This is a genomic window from Saccharopolyspora pogona (genome assembly GCF_014697215.1).
Lineage (GTDB): Bacteria > Actinomycetota > Actinomycetes > Mycobacteriales > Pseudonocardiaceae > Saccharopolyspora > Saccharopolyspora hattusasensis.
In genome coordinates, this window is the sequence record NZ_CP031142.1 from 244,882 (window position 1) to 260,599 (window position 15,718).

Consider the following 15,718-nt stretch of genomic DNA (forward strand, 5'->3'; position numbering starts at 1 on the left):
GCGTTTGACGCACTGGCCGAAGCAAAAAGAGACCTGGCGGCAGCCGGGCAGCGCAGAAATGAGTTCGAAGCAAATGAGTTCGAACCATGCACCGGTGTCCGCAGTGGACACAGCGGGTTTTCCGCTGTTGGTTCTCGCGTGACCGTGTCGTTGCTCGGCAGCCTCCACTCCGATCTCAGTGACGCAGAACGCGGCAATCACCTGCGCCGCCGAACCCAAGATGGCGAAAGGGTGAACTATGTCCACGTACCCGCGGTCTGAGGAAAAATCTAGCAGCGACCGCAAACCGGTCACCGTGCCTGTTCTGTCCGCGATGCGGCGCCGGGGCGAACCGATCGTGATGGTCACTGCCTACGACTACCCGAGCGCTCAGGTCGTCGAGGCGGCTGGGGTCGACATGGTCCTCGTCGGGGATTCGGGCGCGATGACCGTGCTCGGCTACTCTACGACGGTTCCGGTTTCGATCGATGAGATGCTCATGCTGACGGCTGCGGTTCGCCGTGGCCTGAAGACTCCGTTGCTGGTCGGTGACCTACCTTTCGGATCCTGCGAGGTTTCCGACGAGCAAGCGATCAGCACGGCGATGCGGTTCGTCAAGGAAGGCGGGTGCGACGTGGTCAAGTTGAAGGCGGCGGCACCTCTGCCGAGCGGGCGAGGGCCATCGTCCGAGCCGGCATCCCCGTCATGGGGCACGTCGGGCTGACGCCGCAAACCGCAACGGCACTCGGCGGTTTCCGGACATAGGGTGTCACGGCCGACCGAGCCCGGGCCGTGCTCGAAGACGCGCTCCGCCTCCAGGCGGCGGGCTGCTTCTCCATTGTCTTCGAAGCGGTCCCGGCCGAGATCACCAAAGCCATCATGCCGAGCATGAAGATCCCAGTGATCGGGATCGGAGCCGGCCCAGACACCGACGGCCAGGTCTTGGTCTACCACGACCTGCTGGGCATCTTCGACGGCTTCAAGCCCAAATTCGCCAAGCGCTGGGCAGACGTGCGGACAACGATGATCGACGCAGTCGGCGCGTACGCCGCCGAGGTACGCCGACGGGATTTCCCCGCGCCCGAGCACTGCTACGCCATCAAGCCGGCGGAGCTCCAGCAGTTCATCGAAGGCCAGGACCTAACTATCCCCGCGCAGGCCCCGTCTTTCGTGGAACAGCCGGTTGGGGTTGGTGGGCACACGGCGAACGCTCAGCCGTAAAGCACCCGGGACGTCCTTGGGTTCCAGGGTTGTCGCAACGCCTGGACTTGGGGGAAGCGATGGGTTCCGGGATTCGTCGGGACCGTCCGCCGCAGGGGCGCAAAAAGCTGGTCCGGGAGCGGGCCGCTTATTTTGATCTTGCGTGAACGGTGTGAGCAGCCGGGGAGCGTGCCGGGTTGTGGGGATCAACTACGTCACCGGTAGGAGGTGGCGCAATGATCGCACCCCGACGGGGGCATGACGCTGGGGCACCGCCGAGTACCAGGGCGGTGCCCCGGTCTTGTTCGTCCCGCTATCTGAACGAGGACGAACGCATCGGTGCTCGCCAAGTGGTGCGCCGCACGGCGTGCGGCAGGCCGGCGACCGCGAGCCCTTCCACCTGGCTGGTCGGTGTGGTAGGTCACGGGTCAATTGAGCTGACCGACGGTCAGCGCGCTTAGAAGGATCGGACGCATGTTCAACGTCGAGAAGGTGCGGTTAGCGGGAGCCACGGCAGCGGCACCGCGGAGGGCCAGCGGCAGGTGCTGGCCGAGTACGGGATAACCGAGGAGACCGTGGGCGCGCCGGTGGTGTCGTCCATGGAGACTGTCGTGGTCGCCGAACTGCCCGACGGCACCCCGTGCACTTCGACGCCGAGGCAGCCCAGGCCGACGGCGTGGTGGTGCTCGGCCGGGTCAAGCCGCACACCGACTTCCGGGGTACGCACGAGAGCGGGCTGGCGAAGATGATCGCCATCGGCCTGGGCAAGCACCGCGGCGCGACGACCCTGCACACCCACGGCTTAGGCGCCTTCGACGTGCTCATGCCGGCGGTGGCCGAGGCCGTCCACGGCGTCGTTCCGATCGAGTTCGGGATGGCCGTGGTGGAGAACGCCTACGAGCACATCGCGCGGATCGAGCTGGTGCCGACGGAGAAGCTGCTCGCCCGCGAGGCGGAGCTGCTGGCCGAGGCCAAGCAGCTGATGCCGAAGCTGCTGATGTCCGACATCGACGTGCTGGTCATCGACGAGATCGGCAAGAACATCAGCGGAGCCGGCATGGACCCGAACATCACCGGCCGCGCCCCGGTGAACGCCGAGAAGTTCCAGGCGGTGCCGATCAAGCGGATCGTGGTGCTGGGCCTGACCGAGCACACCAACGGCAACGCCTGCGGCCTGGGCATGGCGGACGTGACCACCCAGCGCTGCGTGGACCAGATCGAGTTCGGCTCGTTCTACACCAACCATTTGACCTCGGGCGTACCCGACGGTGCCCGGATCCCGATGGCGCTGGCCAACGACCGGGACGCGATCGTCGCGGCGCTGCACATGTCCCGCGGCACCAAGGACCGCCCGGCGAAGGTCGTGCGCATCCGCAACACCCTGTCGATGCCCCGCATCGAGGTCTCCGAGGCCTACGTCCAGGAGGTCGCCGACCACCCGGGCATGATCGCGCTCGGCGAACCCCACGACTGGGACTTCGACGCCACCGGTACCCTGCCCCCGTTGCCGGCCGACCGCTGAAGCCGTGGGGCGCCCGGTCCGCGGGAAGCTTCGGCGGCACTTATGTCTGGACGTTACGTCGCGAGTGCACTGCGGCCGCGTAGACCGTGAGTCGCTCGCTGTTCAAACGCCTCACCACAGAATTGCCGGCTGGGCGTCCGTTGCCCGCAGCTCCCCGCACTGGGCTGTCTGAGCCGTTGCGTGCACGTAATCGGAGCATAGTCGGCTGCCTGGTCAGGCAGCCGTTACAGGCTTTACGGGCAGAGTGGGCCACTATCGGATCCCGGGCTGCTGACAAGGGACGGCGGTTGGGGCATCCTCCTTCGCGAGGAACCTCACAAAGGGAACCCTCGCAACCGGAAGGGACAGTGCCAATCTATCGCACCTTCCCATCTCGCTGGGCAAGCAGCCAACGCTGACTGTGCCTTGGTTTCTGAACTTTGGTCGACGCCCTCTAGCTGGATGGCGGCGACGGATTTAGCCGGCACCGGGCGATACGGAGACGAGCCTTGGCCATGAAGATAGTCCGAACGGTAGCCGAGATTCGCGACTACGCAAGGGAAATGCGCCTGCGCGGACGAAGCATTGGTCTCGTCCCCACGAAGGGCGCGTTACACGGGGGTCATGAATCCTTAATGAAAGCGGCGCGACGAGAGTGTGACGTCGTGGTGGTGTCCGCTTTCGCCGACCCGGCTCAGTTCAGCGACGAAGGCGGCTTCGAGGACTATCCCCGCGACGAGCAGCGTGATGCGGAGATCGCGGCCCGACTAGGCGTGGACGTGTTGTTCGCTCCGGAAGCGGCGGAGATCTCCCCGGACAGGTTCGCCACGGCCGTTGGCCTGGGCGGGCCGCTGGTCGAGGCGATTCTGCGCACGGGGCTGACCAAGGACGGCCAGTTGCCGGGGAAGTGCACGATCGCCACGAAGCTGTTCGACATCGTTGAACCGGACGTCGTGTTCTTCGAGGAGAAGGACCTCCCGGACTGGGTTGCGGTGGAGCGCATGGTTCGAGACCTGAACCTTGCGGCGTCGGTCAAGGTGTTGCCGACAGCACGAGAGTCCGACGGTTTGGCGATGTCGAGCCGCAACCTGCGCCTGGGTGGCCATCGGCCGCAGGCTGTTGCGCTGTACCGCGCGCTGCGCGCCGCTGCCGACTCGCTGAGCAACGGAGCAACCGATGCTGCCGTTCTGCGTGAGCGCGCGCTGGCAGCGATAGCGGTGGAAGTCCTGTCAGGTGACGTTGAACTCGACTACTTCGAGGCGCTCGACAGCGAAACCCTCGAGCCCGTCGAGACGGTGGCGAATCCGTTGCTGTTGGCCATAGGTGCACGAGTGGGAGCGGTCGCCTTGTTCGATATCATCCGTCCAGACCTCGAGATCCAGACGCGCGCCGACGCCGGCGCCGAAAAGGAACGAAGCGAAGAGCGCCAGGTCGCCGACCACGTCCATCCGTCCGGAGAGTCGTCTGTGGACATCGTGATTTCGCGCCACAGCTCCGATGACCGCATTGGTTTGATCAAGCAATTGCTCGACAGGACCGACGAATCCTACGAGCCGTTGAGAAGTGACCTTGCGGAATCGGACGTTCGGGGCAACATCGAAAACTTCGTAGGTGCGGTTCCCATCCCACTCGGACTGTGCGGTCCCCTCGAAATCCGAGGTAGGGAAGCGCGAGGAACCTTCGCGGTCCCAATGGCCACCCTCGAGGGCACCCTGCTCGCATCGTATTCGCGCGGAGCTAAGGTGATGAACCGGTCGGGAGGTTGCGAGACCCTGGTGTATGACGACTACTTCTTGCGTGCCACCCAACTCACCACGGATTCCCTCGATGGCTCGGCGCGGCTCATCGAGTGGTGCCGGGAACGCGAGGACGTTATTCGCGAGATAGCGGCCGGCAGTAGTCGTCATCTCGGGGTGGCGGAAATTTCCTATGATTGTGCGGGTACTTCCGTCATCTTGTCGCTGCGGTGCACGACGGGTGACGCGATGGGTAGCAACATGGTCAGCAAGGCCGTGAGCCTGGTGTCCAATTATGTCAAGAAAAACAGCGGTCTGGTGCGCGAGGAATTCGTGCCGTACCCGGAGGACAAGAAGAACATCCCTGCCCGCAAGAAGGGGAAGAAGGTCATCGCCCGCACCGTCCTGAAAGAGGAAGTGGTGCGGACGATGACCCGAGTTGGCCTGGATCAACTGGCCAGGTACATCCGGAACTACAAGAATGCACTGGCCCTGCACGGAAGTCCTTCCCTCAATATCCATGCGGTCAACGGCATGGCCGCGCTGTTCCAGGCCTTCGGGCAGGACATGGCTTACCTTGGTGAATGTTCACAAGGAGTGGTTGATTGCCAGTTCCTGCCGTCCGGTGATCTCGAGGTGTCCATAACCTTGCCGACCCTCATCGTGGGGACTGTTGGTGGCGGAACTGGGCTTCCCGCTTTCCGCTCAACACTTTCCATAGTGGACTGCTATGGTGCGGGGAAAGCCAAGAAGCTCGCAGAGATCATGGCGGCCGTGATACTCGGCGGCGAAATCGGATGCGCTGCGGCGCAATGCAGCAACGAGTTCGTCGCGGCACATGAGTCGCTGGGGAAGAACCGGCCAATCGAGGCCGTCCCTCAGTTGGTGCGACCACGGCTTCCGGTCGGCGAGTCCATCGATGACACGGTGATGAGTCCAGCATGACCACTACTGTTGAGAAAGTCGATGTCACCGTCTCAACGCCGGTGCAGCCGCCACAGATTGACCCTGCCGCACTGCTTCCTGAACGTGAGCCGTTCCAGGTCCTTGGAACGGCCAGGGCCGGTGGCATCGACGACGAGCTCTTGCGGACCCTGTACTGGGATGTTGTGCGGGGTAGACGCTACAACCTGCAGGCAACGGCGTTGGCGAAGCAGGGAAGACTCGCCGTTTACCCATCAACCACCGGGCAAGAGGCGTGTGAGGTCGCGGCCGCCCGCGCCTTGTCACCGCAGGACTGGCTTTTCCCCACCTACCGCGACACGCTCGCCGCAATTGTCCGAGGCGTTGACCCCGTTGAGGCGTTGGCAGTGATGCGTGGGGACTGGCACCACGGATACGATCCCTACGCGCATCGGGTTGCCCCGCTGACCACACCGCTTGCTACCCAGCTTCCGCACGCTGTCGGGCTCGCGCGGGCCGCTCGGTTGAAAGGCGAAGACACCGTTGCCCTCGCAATGGTGGGGGACGGCGGCACAAGCGAAGGTGACTTCTACGAGGCGGTCAACTTCGCTGCGGTTTTGCAGGCGCCGGTGGTCTTCCTGGTGCAGAACAACAGGTTCGCCATCTCCGTCCCGCTGGCCAAGCAGAGCGCCGCACTGGCGCTGGCCGACAAAGCGGTCGGCTTCGGGCTGCCGGGACGTCTTGTCGACGGCAACGACGTGGTCGCCGTACACCAGGTTCTCGCCGAAGCCGTGGAACGCGCTCGGCACGGCGGCGGACCTACGCTGGTGGAGGCGATGACCTACCGCATCGATCCGCACACCAACTCCGACGATGACAGCCGGTATCGCGACCCTTCGGAGGTCGAACGGTGGCGCGGGCACGACCCGGTTCTGGTGCTGGAACGATCCTTGCGCGACATGGGCGTTCTCGACGACGCCGACGTCGAGGGAGCGGCGCGCTCGGCCGACGACTTCGCAGCAGACCTGCGCGAGCGCCACGACCACCAGCCTAGCCCGGACCCGATGACATTGTTCTCGCACGTCTTCGCCAACAAGACTCCCCAGTTGAGCGAGCAGGAAGCAATGGTGCGGGCCGAACTGCAGGCGCAAGCAGAAGAGGACAGCCAACTGTGACTAAAGCTTCGGCCGCTGTTGCGGGATCAGTCCCCGAAGCAAGGACTCCGAACCAGCGCTCGATGACGATGGCGCAGGTACTCAACGCAGCCCTGCGGGACGCTCTGCGCGAGGATCCAGCCGTGCACATCATGGGCGAGGATGTGGGAACGCTGGGAGGAGTATTCCGGATCACCGACGGATTGGCCGCCGAATTCGGCAGCGACCGGTGCGCGGATACTCCCTTGGCGGAGGCGGGGATCTTGGGAACCGCCGTGGGAATGGCGATGAACGGCCTTCGCCCGGTCGTGGAGATGCAGTTCGATTCCTTCGCATACCCGGCTTTCGAGCAACTGGTCAGCCACGTCGCCCGCATGCGCAACCGGACGAAGGGCCGCATCCAGCTACCGATCACCATCCGCATTCCCTACGGCGGCGGAATCGGTGCGGTCGAGCACCATAGCGACTCATCTGAGGGCTACTACATGCACACGCCGGGGCTGCACGTCGTCTGCCCGGCCACCCATGCTGACGCCTACGGCCTGCTGCGGGCATCGATCGCTTCCGACGACCCGGTGATCTTCCTGGAACCCAAGAGGCTGTACTGGTCCAAAGCTCAGTGGTCGCCGCAGTCCATTCCGGAAGTGGATCCTATCGGCACCGCGGCGGTTCGTCGTCACGGGACTTCGGCGACGCTGATCACGTATGGTCCAAGCCTGCAGGTGTGCATGGAGGCGGCGGACGAAGCCATCAAGGAAGGCTGGCAGCTCGAAGTCCTGGACCTACGATCATTGGTGCCGTTCGACGACGAAACGGTGTCCGCCGCAGTGCGGCGGACAGGACGCGCGGTCGTGGTGCATGAGTCTGCCGGTTTCGCGGGTCCGGGCGCGGAGATCGCGGCGCGCATCACCGAGCGGTGCTTCCACCACTTGGAAGCGCCGATTCTGCGGGTCGCCGGGCTGGACATCCCGTACCCGCCACCGATGCTGGAGAGCCACCACCTGCCTTCCGTGGACCGGATTCTCGATGCCGTGGCTCGCCTGCAATGGGAGCCGGGCACATCCGATGGGGAGAGCTGCTGACATGTCACCGATCCGTGAGTTCCGGCTGCCTGACATCGGTGAAGGCCTCGTCGATGCGGAAATCGTTCGATGGCTCGTGGACATTGGCGATCACGTGCGGGTCGACCAGCCGGTGGTCGAGGTGGAGACCGCGAAGGCCACAGTCGAACTGCCTTGCCCGTACGAGGGAACAGTCACCAGTCGGGTGGGAGCGGTGGGAGAGGTCCGCACTGTTGGCAGCACTCTGGTGACAGTCGAGGCCACGCCCGAGCGGTCGCAGGATGTGGGCAAGGTGCTTGTCGGCTCTGGCGTCCGTGCCGTTCCCCCTCGGAACCGCCGCCGTGTTCGCCCGGTGCCTGTTCAGCACACCGCGAACACCGTCGTGTGTCCCACATCCGTCACACCTGCCACCCCGCCGGATCTGGCCGGCGCACCGGTCGCTGTGGTCTCACCACTGGTTCGCCGCCTCGCCAGGGTGAACGGGATTGACCTGCGGACCGTCGTGGGCACGGGCGCGGGTGGTCTTGTCCTGCGTGCGGACGTCGAAAGAGCGATAGCTGCGGGCCGCCGAGCCGATGCGGTCGAGGGTACGGAAACCGAGCGCATTCCGATTCGCTCGGTGCGCAAGAAAATCGCCGACAAGCTTTCCCGCAGCCGACGTGAAATACCAGACGTTACGTGTTGGGTCGATGCCGATGCGACCGACCTGCTCGCGGCCAGGGACGTACTCAGCTCCGCTACCGAGCGGACTGGTCTGCTTGCGCTGCTGGCACGCATCTGCGTCGCCGCCGCGCTCCGGTACCCCGAATTGAATTCCACAGTAGATACTGGTGGCCAGGAGATCATCCGCTTCTCCAACGTCAATCTCGGCTTCGCGGCACAGACTGACAAGGGGCTGCTGGTTCCTGTGGTGCGCAAAGCCAACCAGATGACCCTCTCGCAACTGTCCAGTGAGATCGGGCGGCTCGCCGAATCCGCTCGGGCCGGCACGCTGACTCCGTCCGAACTGACCGGTGCGACCATCACACTGAACAACTACGGCCGTTATGGAATCGACGGTGCCACACCGATCATCAATCATCCGGAGGCAGCGATGCTCGGCGTGGGCCGCATCGTGGCCAAGCCCTGGGTCCACGAAGGTGAGTTGGCTGTGCGCCAGGTCGTGCAACTCGGCTTGACCTTCGACCACCGAGTCTGCGATGGAGACGTCGCGTCCGGTTTCCTCCGCTATGTCGCCGATCATATCGAGCAGCCGCTCAAACTCATCTCATCGCTGTAGCCGAGAGCTAGCCATGTCTCTCAAGTCCATGCCGGACGAGTACGTCCACGGCAAGGTCGACGTGTCGGTGCTTCGCCAAAGGATTGATGATATCGACCAGCGCGGCATCGAATTGCTGCCTGCTCGCCGAGACCTCAGTTCGCCGGCGGTATCGGCAATCCGATCGGCGCCAAGCTGGGGCCAACGGCGAACTCCGACGACGTGCTGGCGCTGATCGACAGGTTGGATCCAGACCGTCAGCCGGGTCGGCTCGTACTGATCACTCGAATGGGCGCGAAGAAGATCCTTGACGGATCGGGAACGGCCACCGCGGGCCGGCATAACGCTGGCACTTCAGATCTCCTCCTTCGCTGGGCTGTCGTTCGCGTCGGAGGTCAGACGGCGGGCCGTGACGAACAGGTAATTGTTCGGGGACCAACTGTCGACGATCTCGAACCCCATTTCACGGATCCGGCTCGTGAGCACGTCTCGATCGAAGGAGGACACGTTGAACGCCGTTTCGTGACGCCGTTGGAAATGCCTCTGCAGGGGACGGGCCGCGGTCTGAAAGGTGAGTAGGGTCAGCGAACCGCCCGGCCGCAGGACACGAGCCATCTCATTGAGTGCGGCCCAGGGGTTCCCGAACAGTTGGAGCGCGTTCCAGCAGTTGACCGCACCCACCGACCCGCTGGCGATGGGCAGGCTGGTCACGCTCGCGCGACCAATCGGGATTCCGGGAAGCGCGGTGTGGAACTGATCGACCATCGCCCTGCTGACGTCCACACCGACGACCCGGCTGGCGCCCACGATGTCGGTCAATGGCCGGGTCCACCTGCCTGATCCGCACGCGACGTCAAGGACCGGGCCATCCACCGGGCGGACATGGTCCCGGAGGTACGCGTACTCGTCCTCGAAGGTGATCTCGCCGTCCCAGTCCGCAGCCATGAGCGCGACGAAACTCGGCCGGTGGGACTCATATCTGGCCACGTGCAGAGGATCCTTGAGAAACATCAGGCCTAGCCCCGCCTGGCTGAATTCCGTGCCGGGTAAGAAGTCGACGACCGTGTCGGCGATGTCGTACGGTTTGCCGCACCGCGGACATTCAGACGGGACAGCCAGGTCCAGTGGGTTAAGACAGTCGGGGCAGCAGAAGACATCGCGTTGGTGGTGCGGCACTGCCGGGCTCGTGGCCGTGCTCTGGGGGCCAGGTACGGGTTCACGGACGTCGAGACGATCGCGGGTGTCCTGGAGCAGTTCCGCAGGTGTCCGTTCTGGGACCGGGAGATCTGCCGATTCGCGATCCGCCGCGTCCTCCGCCTGCGCGCCGAGGAGCGCCAGGATCGCCATCGTTTCCAGATCCCGGATCTCACGATGATCCTCGTCGGACAGGGCGAGGCTCGCCCGCCACTCCTGGTCGATCTGCTTCTCGTGGGTGTCCAGCACCCAGTGAGCCGGTGAGGGCCAGCACCGGCCGAGTGGGAAGCGGGATTCGGCAAGCGGATCCTCGGTGCACCGGGCCACTCGTGCCGCATCCGGTGCGGACACGTGCGGAGACCGCTTCAACCCGTCGATCAGGTCGCCCTGGGATGGGAAGTGGGCGAGTAGGTACAGCAGCGACGTCCTGGCCGCGTTCTCCGCCGGCCCCAGCCGGCTGACGAGCTCTCGGTATCCGTCATAACCCTTCGCGACCGCGGCGTACACCGCATCGGACAGGGCTGGGTCCGGCGCGTGCCCTTCGGCGAACGCACCGAGCGCCAGAGCCAACCACGGGCGCCACGCCGGGGCGACGGTCGGCAACATGGTGCTCAAGTGCTCAGCGGCGTCGACGGTGGCCGGGTATACCCTTCCCTCGAACCAGACATCCGAAAGAAGCTGACCGAACAACGCGGGGCGGTAGGCAAGCTGCCCCGATTCGGCGATCAGGCGTGCGGCCTGGAAGAAGTCGGTGGCGGGGCCGAAGCGGCCCGCCGAAGGTGGAACTAAATCGATGTTTCGCACCAGGATCTCCTAACAAACACGCCGGGTGTCCGGCGCGGTCGCGGGTGTGGTCCCGCCGGTCTCGCCCAAGCTGTGTCCGACTAATGAGTCAGCGGGCAGACCCCCCTACACCCCCACGACAATTCGCCGGCAGCGGAGTCGGGCATGCTAGGGGCGTCATCACCTTTTCAATTCGCATCCAGGCAGGAATGGGTTTATTTGTTTGATGTCTCTCTTATTTCCCCACCATTCATGTTGAAGCACTAATCCGTGCCCTCCTGCCGGTAGGACGGCCAGCAGGTAGCCGCAGTTGGTGGCGCCGCCGATGGAGTCTGGCGGTCGGCGGAGTCAGATATCAGTTTTGCTGGTATAGGCCAATGTGAGATCAATATTGCCGTAAGCTGACGGCGAGCGGGCGCGCCGTTGCCCTTTATGCAGCTTTCGTTGCCCTTTTTGCAGCCTTCGCTGCCCGTTTGCACTGCCTTGGGCCGTCGATGATCGCCAGCACCGGTTTGGTGACGTCCAGCCCCCGCTCGCGTAGTCCGAAGGCGCGCCGCAGGCACGGCGGTGGCCACGACCAAGCGGGTGGTCTGCGAAATCGCCGCCAGTCCAGGAGTGTCCTGGCCGGTGGTGCACGCCGCCTTCACCACCGCGGCAGCGGGCTTGCTGCCTGCCCAACCCGCACCGGTGGAGGTCCTGGGAATCGACGAGACAGTCCGACGTACCAGATCAACCCCGCTGACCGGAAAGAGCGAGGAGGCGGTAGGGCTGCTTCCGCAACCCCAAGAACCAACGCCTACGTACCCGCAGCGTTACCCAGCAACGTGACCTTACCCGGTTAAGCTCGAAGACCCGCGAAACGGGCAGCGCGGCGTGTACGAACGTGCAGTCGTACGCTAAACGACGGATCCTTATGCGAATATTGTCACATTGGTATATGACCAACGCGGCGACCACATCGCACGCGTCGCAATACTGGCCGCAGTACGTGGAGGTACATCTAAAGATCTCGTAAGCAAGCCCATGTGGTCAACTTCGCGAGTTTCACGTCGTAGACAATGATGGCTCCGAGTGTTGGCCGAGGAGATCGCCACCGACAACGCTGGACCGCCAGGATCGGCCCGGTCATGGCCTTCTTTTTTCGTCCAGCGCCGCGCGATGCAGCCTGCTCCGCAGTCCGGTCTTCGTCCACCGGCTGAATCGGCTACTGGCTGAATCGGCGGTCCGCGGCCTGGAACGCCGCTCCAAACGATGACGGAAGATTCCGCCACGAGCGGCCGCTGGTTAACCATCGTCACCCAGCTCAGGAGGGCGCCATGACCGTCGACGTCGGCACTCGTGAAACACTCGACCTCGACTGGCTTAGAAGCATGGCCGACCAGCGACTTGCCGAGTTTCTTCAAGTTAAGATCACAACGGCAGATTCCGATGAGACGGCCGCGCTTCTTGGTTTGCTGAGCGACTTCCATAAGCAGGGCGGAAAACGAATCCGCCCCTTGCTGTGTTTGTGCGGTTGGCACGCGGCAGCCAACGGGCATCCTATCGACGTCGCGATCGACGTCGCAGCCTCGTTGGAGCTGTTCCACATGTTCGCACTGATACACGACGACATTATGGACCGCTCGGATGTCCGCCGTGGAAACCCCAGCGCACATCGAGTGCTGGCATCTCATTGGTGCGGCGACGACTCCAGCAAGGGCGACCCGGAGTGGTTCGGTACCAGCGCCGCAATCCTGTTGGGGGATCTCGCACTGGCTCTCTCCCTGGAGATGCTGACCGCCAGCGGGATGACCGATGAGCAGTACCGAGCGGTTCGTCCGGTGCTGGACGCGATGCACACGGAAGTCATACTCGGCCAATATCATGATCTGCTGGCTGAGCAGCGTCTGTCCGCCGACATCGCCGCGACACTTCGGGTGATCCGGTACAAAACCGCCAAATACACGGTCGAGAGACCACTGCATCTCGGTGCAGCCCTCGCGGGCGGCGGCAGTGCGGTACTGGAGGCGTGCACAGCCTATGCGCTGCCCCTTGGGGAAGCATTCCAGCTCCGAGACGACGTGCTCGGTGTGTTCGGCGATCCCGAGGTAACCGGTAAGTCAACTGTGGACGATCTACGGGACGGCAAGCGGACCACGCTCATTGCCGTTGCTTTACAACAGGGAAATTCGACTGAGGGGGCACTGCTGAGGTCGCTTGTCGGTAACCCGGATTTGGACGCGAGCGGCGCTGAGGCTATCCGAAACGTACTCGTATCGACCGGTGCGTTGCAGATCGTCGAAGGCATGATCAAGGACCGTTTGGCGATAGCGAACCGGGCGCTTGACAACGCGCCGTTTCCCCGCCCCGTGTACAACACCTTGGCCGACATGGCTCACCGGCTGACCAGCAGGACGTACTGACCCAGCGAACCGCGGAGGGAACATAATGCGGCCACTCCTTCTCACAACGCCCGACGTCGCGGCCCCATTTCACCACGCCGCCGCCAGTTTCGGGATGGAGCTGCTAGTGGGTACAAACCCACACGAGCTCTCATCGGTGCTCGATGGACACCTCGGCTCGGTGGGCGCAGTGCTCGGTAGCGACGCCGAGACAGCCGGGAGAGTCACCGTGGACGGCGTCACCGTGTCTAATGAGGTTCGTGGGCAGGGGTGGTCACAGCGAAAGTTCGCCGACAACGTCAAGGAGATCGCTGACTGAGCCCGTCACCTCGACCGGCGGGAATCAGTGTTTCTTTGTTCACGAAATGGAGACATTCATGGCGTTGCGTTTTCCCGAGTTTCACATACCGTTCGCCCTAGACACCAACCCGCTGGCCGAGCATGCCGAGGAACACGGGCGACAATTCGTTCGACGATTCGATCTGGTGCCCACGGCCGAAGCCCAAAAGCACTTCGACGAGTCACTGCTCGGAGTGCTGGTCAGCCGGGCATGCCCCAGAGCCGACCGTCGGACATTGGAACTCGCAACGAACTGGATGGGTTGCAATCTGGTCCTCGATGACCTTTTCGACGAAACAGACATCGGCGAGGATCCGGCTCGCCTTCGGCTATTCTGTAATCAGATACTGAGCTGGTTGCCGGCGACCGGTCCGCGAGCCGACCACGATGATTCCCCTTTCGCACAAGCATACACGGAATTGTGGGAACGGACCTGTCTGCTCATGAGCCCGGCGTGGCGCCGCAGATACGCCGGTCATTTCGGCGAGTTCCTGGACCGCTGCGTGTGGGAGGCGCAGAATCGAAAGAACGGTTCGATGCCCAAAGTCGACGAGTACCTCAAGATGCGTAGCTGTGCCTTCATGCCCTATATCGATCTTCTCGAACTGATTGGCTACTGGGAAATTCCACCGGACATTTATGAGACCGAGGAATTCGCCGAGCTCAACCAGGCCTTGTCGGACTCCGTGTTGTGGATGAACGACCTATTTTCTTGCGAGAAGGAACACCAGTTCGGCGACGTCCACAATCTCGTTCTGGTGCTCCGCAGCGCCCGCGGCATCGAACTGCAGGAAGCGGCGGATTTGGTGGGCGAGATGGTACAGCGGCGCATCAACGGATTCGCCACGTTGTCCGACGAGTTCTTGGAACAACGGGTGCCCGAGCAGCCCGATCCCGAGGTTCGTTCCGCATTGACCTTGCACATCGAGAATATGCGTAGCTGGCTGCGAGGTCAGCTCCATTGGCGTTACGAAACGAAACGCAACGAACATGGCAAGATTCCTTCGTCGCGGCGGCCGGAAATCAGTGAGAAGCTACGAGCCCAGCCGCGTTAATCTTCACGTTCGCGAGGAGCGCGAATCGATCATGCGCAATAGACTGACCCGAGTCCGCCTGTTGAACACTCTGGATCCACGGGAAGACTGCCAAGAAATTCAGCGCATCTACACGAAGAAAGAATTTCCCTGGGACTACGGTCGAGGTCTCGAAGTGGCCTTGTGGAAAGCCTGCTGCGTTCCGGAAATATCCGCGATCTTACAGCAGGGAGGACATTTCGAGTTGTTCTCGCAGAAACGCTACGACGACACTCGCATCCTCCTCGGCGAGATCGTGGCACACGGCTATAACTCTACTCGGGGAAGGCAGGCAATCAAGCAGATCAACAGGGCGCACCGGAGATTCGACCTCGACAACGAGGACATGTTGTACGTGCTGTCCACCTTTATCTACGAACCTATTTTTTGGATCGACCGGTGGGCATGGCGGAAGTCGATTCAGGTCGAGAAACTGGCCTCGTTCCATTTCTTCTGCGCCATCGGTAAACTGATGAACGTCACCGACATACCCACAGACTACGACGAGTTCCTGCGGTTCAAGCAGGATTACGAGCGTAGACGATTCCGCTACGCCGAGAGCAACGAGCGGGTGGGGAAGGCGATCCTGAGCTTGTACTCCTCCTGGCACCCGTGGCCAATCAACAGACTGTTCTCGGCGACCCTCCGTTGCCGACTCGACGGGCCGGCCCGCCAGGCCCTCGGTTTTGCCGACCCAACGGCATTAGCTCGCGCCGCGAGCTTCGTCGGCCTGCGTGCCCACGGGCTGGCCGAACTGGCCGCGCCGCGCTTGATGGCGAAGCTGATGACCAGGCCAAGCGCACGCACCTACCCCGGCTACCCGCATGGCTACGACCTGTCCCACATCGGCGCGCACGAACTTGCGACCGATAACGGCGCCACGACTGCATCGCAAACCGGAGCCGGTTATGTGGACGCCGCCTTGACTGCACAGCTTCCCGGTCCGCGTCGTCCAGAAAGAAGTACCGCTCGAACTCCGCGCGAGACAGTTCCCCCGGAAACGCCCCGCACCTCGCAGCCCCCTCGTCCGACAGGAAGCCGACAGTCACAACTCCTCTCCGAAGACCGAAAATAATGATCTCGGCAGGGGCTGCTCCGTGGTGACCCGAGGGACGCCGGTCGTGAGTGTCTGTTCCGGTAAGGACCGGCATCGGCG

At 63.3% G+C, this 15,718-nt stretch carries 10 protein-coding genes and 3 pseudogenes; 11 read left to right on the forward strand and 2 right to left on the reverse strand.

The annotated features are described in order from the left end of the window. Positions 1-313 precede the first annotated feature (313 nt). The 7 genes and pseudogenes from panB to DL519_RS00605 form a co-directional block, all read left to right on the forward strand. Positions 314-1,200 (forward strand): annotated as a pseudogene (panB, locus tag DL519_RS00575) (3-methyl-2-oxobutanoate hydroxymethyltransferase). Between the two features lie 619 nt (positions 1,201-1,819). Continuing rightward, positions 1,820-2,701, forward strand: a complete 882-nt coding sequence (locus tag DL519_RS00580; RefSeq protein ID WP_190812419.1) for a hypothetical protein — start codon at positions 1,820-1,822, stop codon at positions 2,699-2,701. A gap of 494 nt (positions 2,702-3,195) precedes the next feature. After that, the gene (gene panC / locus DL519_RS00585; protein ID WP_190823662.1) at positions 3,196-5,361 is read left to right on the forward strand and encodes a pantoate--beta-alanine ligase; all 2,166 of its coding nucleotides are present in this window, start codon (positions 3,196-3,198) and stop codon (positions 5,359-5,361) included. After that, entirely contained in the window at positions 5,358-6,494 is a 1,137-nt protein-coding gene (locus tag DL519_RS00590) for a thiamine pyrophosphate-dependent dehydrogenase E1 component subunit alpha (RefSeq protein WP_190812420.1), read from the forward strand. Before panC ends, DL519_RS00590 begins: the two co-directional genes overlap by 4 nt. 68 nt (positions 6,495-6,562) lie before the next feature. Next, a complete protein-coding gene (locus DL519_RS00595) occupies positions 6,563-7,555 on the forward strand; it encodes an alpha-ketoacid dehydrogenase subunit beta (RefSeq protein WP_223840178.1) in 993 nt (330 codons plus the stop codon). A 1-nt stretch (position 7,556) separates the two neighbouring features. After that, on the forward strand, positions 7,557-8,813 hold the full coding sequence (locus DL519_RS00600; RefSeq protein ID WP_190812422.1) for a dihydrolipoamide acetyltransferase family protein: 1,257 nt from the start codon (positions 7,557-7,559) through the stop codon (positions 8,811-8,813). 111 nt (positions 8,814-8,924) lie between these two features. After that, positions 8,925-9,092: pseudogene (locus DL519_RS00605) on the forward strand (3-deoxy-7-phosphoheptulonate synthase); the annotation flags it as partial. Between the two features lie 54 nt (positions 9,093-9,146). Here the strand turns inward: DL519_RS00605 and DL519_RS00610 are convergent. Further along, on the reverse strand, positions 9,147-10,790 hold the full coding sequence (locus DL519_RS00610) for a class I SAM-dependent methyltransferase (protein ID WP_190812423.1): 1,644 nt from the start codon (positions 10,788-10,790) through the stop codon (positions 9,147-9,149). A gap of 1,295 nt (positions 10,791-12,085) precedes the next feature. Between DL519_RS00610 and DL519_RS00615 the strand changes: the two genes are divergently transcribed. The 4 genes and pseudogenes from DL519_RS00615 to DL519_RS48255 all read left to right on the forward strand — a co-directional run. Next, a complete protein-coding gene (locus DL519_RS00615; RefSeq protein WP_190812424.1) occupies positions 12,086-13,171 on the forward strand; it encodes a polyprenyl synthetase family protein in 1,086 nt (361 codons plus the stop codon). A 106-nt stretch (positions 13,172-13,277) separates the two neighbouring features. Next, the gene (locus DL519_RS00620; protein WP_190812425.1) at positions 13,278-13,469 is read left to right on the forward strand and encodes a hypothetical protein; all 192 of its coding nucleotides are present in this window, start codon (positions 13,278-13,280) and stop codon (positions 13,467-13,469) included. 58 nt (positions 13,470-13,527) lie between these two features. Next, positions 13,528-14,544 carry a terpene synthase family protein gene (locus DL519_RS00625; protein WP_190812426.1) on the forward strand — a complete coding sequence of 339 codons (1,017 nt, stop codon included), beginning with the start codon at positions 13,528-13,530 and terminating at the stop codon, positions 14,542-14,544. Positions 14,545-14,575: 31 nt separating this feature from the next. Continuing rightward, positions 14,576-15,274, forward strand: a pseudogene (locus tag DL519_RS48255) (oxygenase MpaB family protein); the annotation flags it as partial. On the opposite strand, the gene DL519_RS49610 reads toward DL519_RS48255, so the two are convergent. After that, positions 15,183-15,713: a DUF4158 domain-containing protein gene (locus DL519_RS49610; RefSeq protein ID WP_223838299.1), complete on the reverse strand. Its 531-nt coding sequence runs from the start codon at positions 15,711-15,713 to the stop codon at positions 15,183-15,185. The pseudogene DL519_RS48255 and the gene DL519_RS49610 overlap by 92 nt on opposite strands. Positions 15,714-15,718: the final 5 nt, after the last annotated feature.

What these genes read in the sequence shown, in the direction of transcription:
- DL519_RS00625 (WP_190812426.1), top strand. Translation starts at nt 13,528, where the DNA reads ATGGCGTTGCGTTTTCCCGAGTTTCACATACCGTTCGCCCTAGACACC.
- panC (WP_190823662.1), top strand. Translation starts at nt 3,196, where the DNA reads ATGAAGATAGTCCGAACGGTAGCCGAGATTCGCGACTACGCAAGGGAA.
- DL519_RS00615 (WP_190812424.1), top strand. Translation starts at nt 12,086, where the DNA reads ATGACCGTCGACGTCGGCACTCGTGAAACACTCGACCTCGACTGGCTT.
- DL519_RS49610 (WP_223838299.1), bottom strand. Translation starts at nt 15,713, where the DNA reads ATGCCGGTCCTTACCGGAACAGACACTCACGACCGGCGTCCCTCGGGT.
- DL519_RS00590 (WP_190812420.1), top strand. Translation starts at nt 5,358, where the DNA reads ATGACCACTACTGTTGAGAAAGTCGATGTCACCGTCTCAACGCCGGTG.
- DL519_RS00595 (WP_223840178.1), top strand. Translation starts at nt 6,563, where the DNA reads ATGGCGCAGGTACTCAACGCAGCCCTGCGGGACGCTCTGCGCGAGGAT.
- DL519_RS00600 (WP_190812422.1), top strand. Translation starts at nt 7,557, where the DNA reads ATGTCACCGATCCGTGAGTTCCGGCTGCCTGACATCGGTGAAGGCCTC.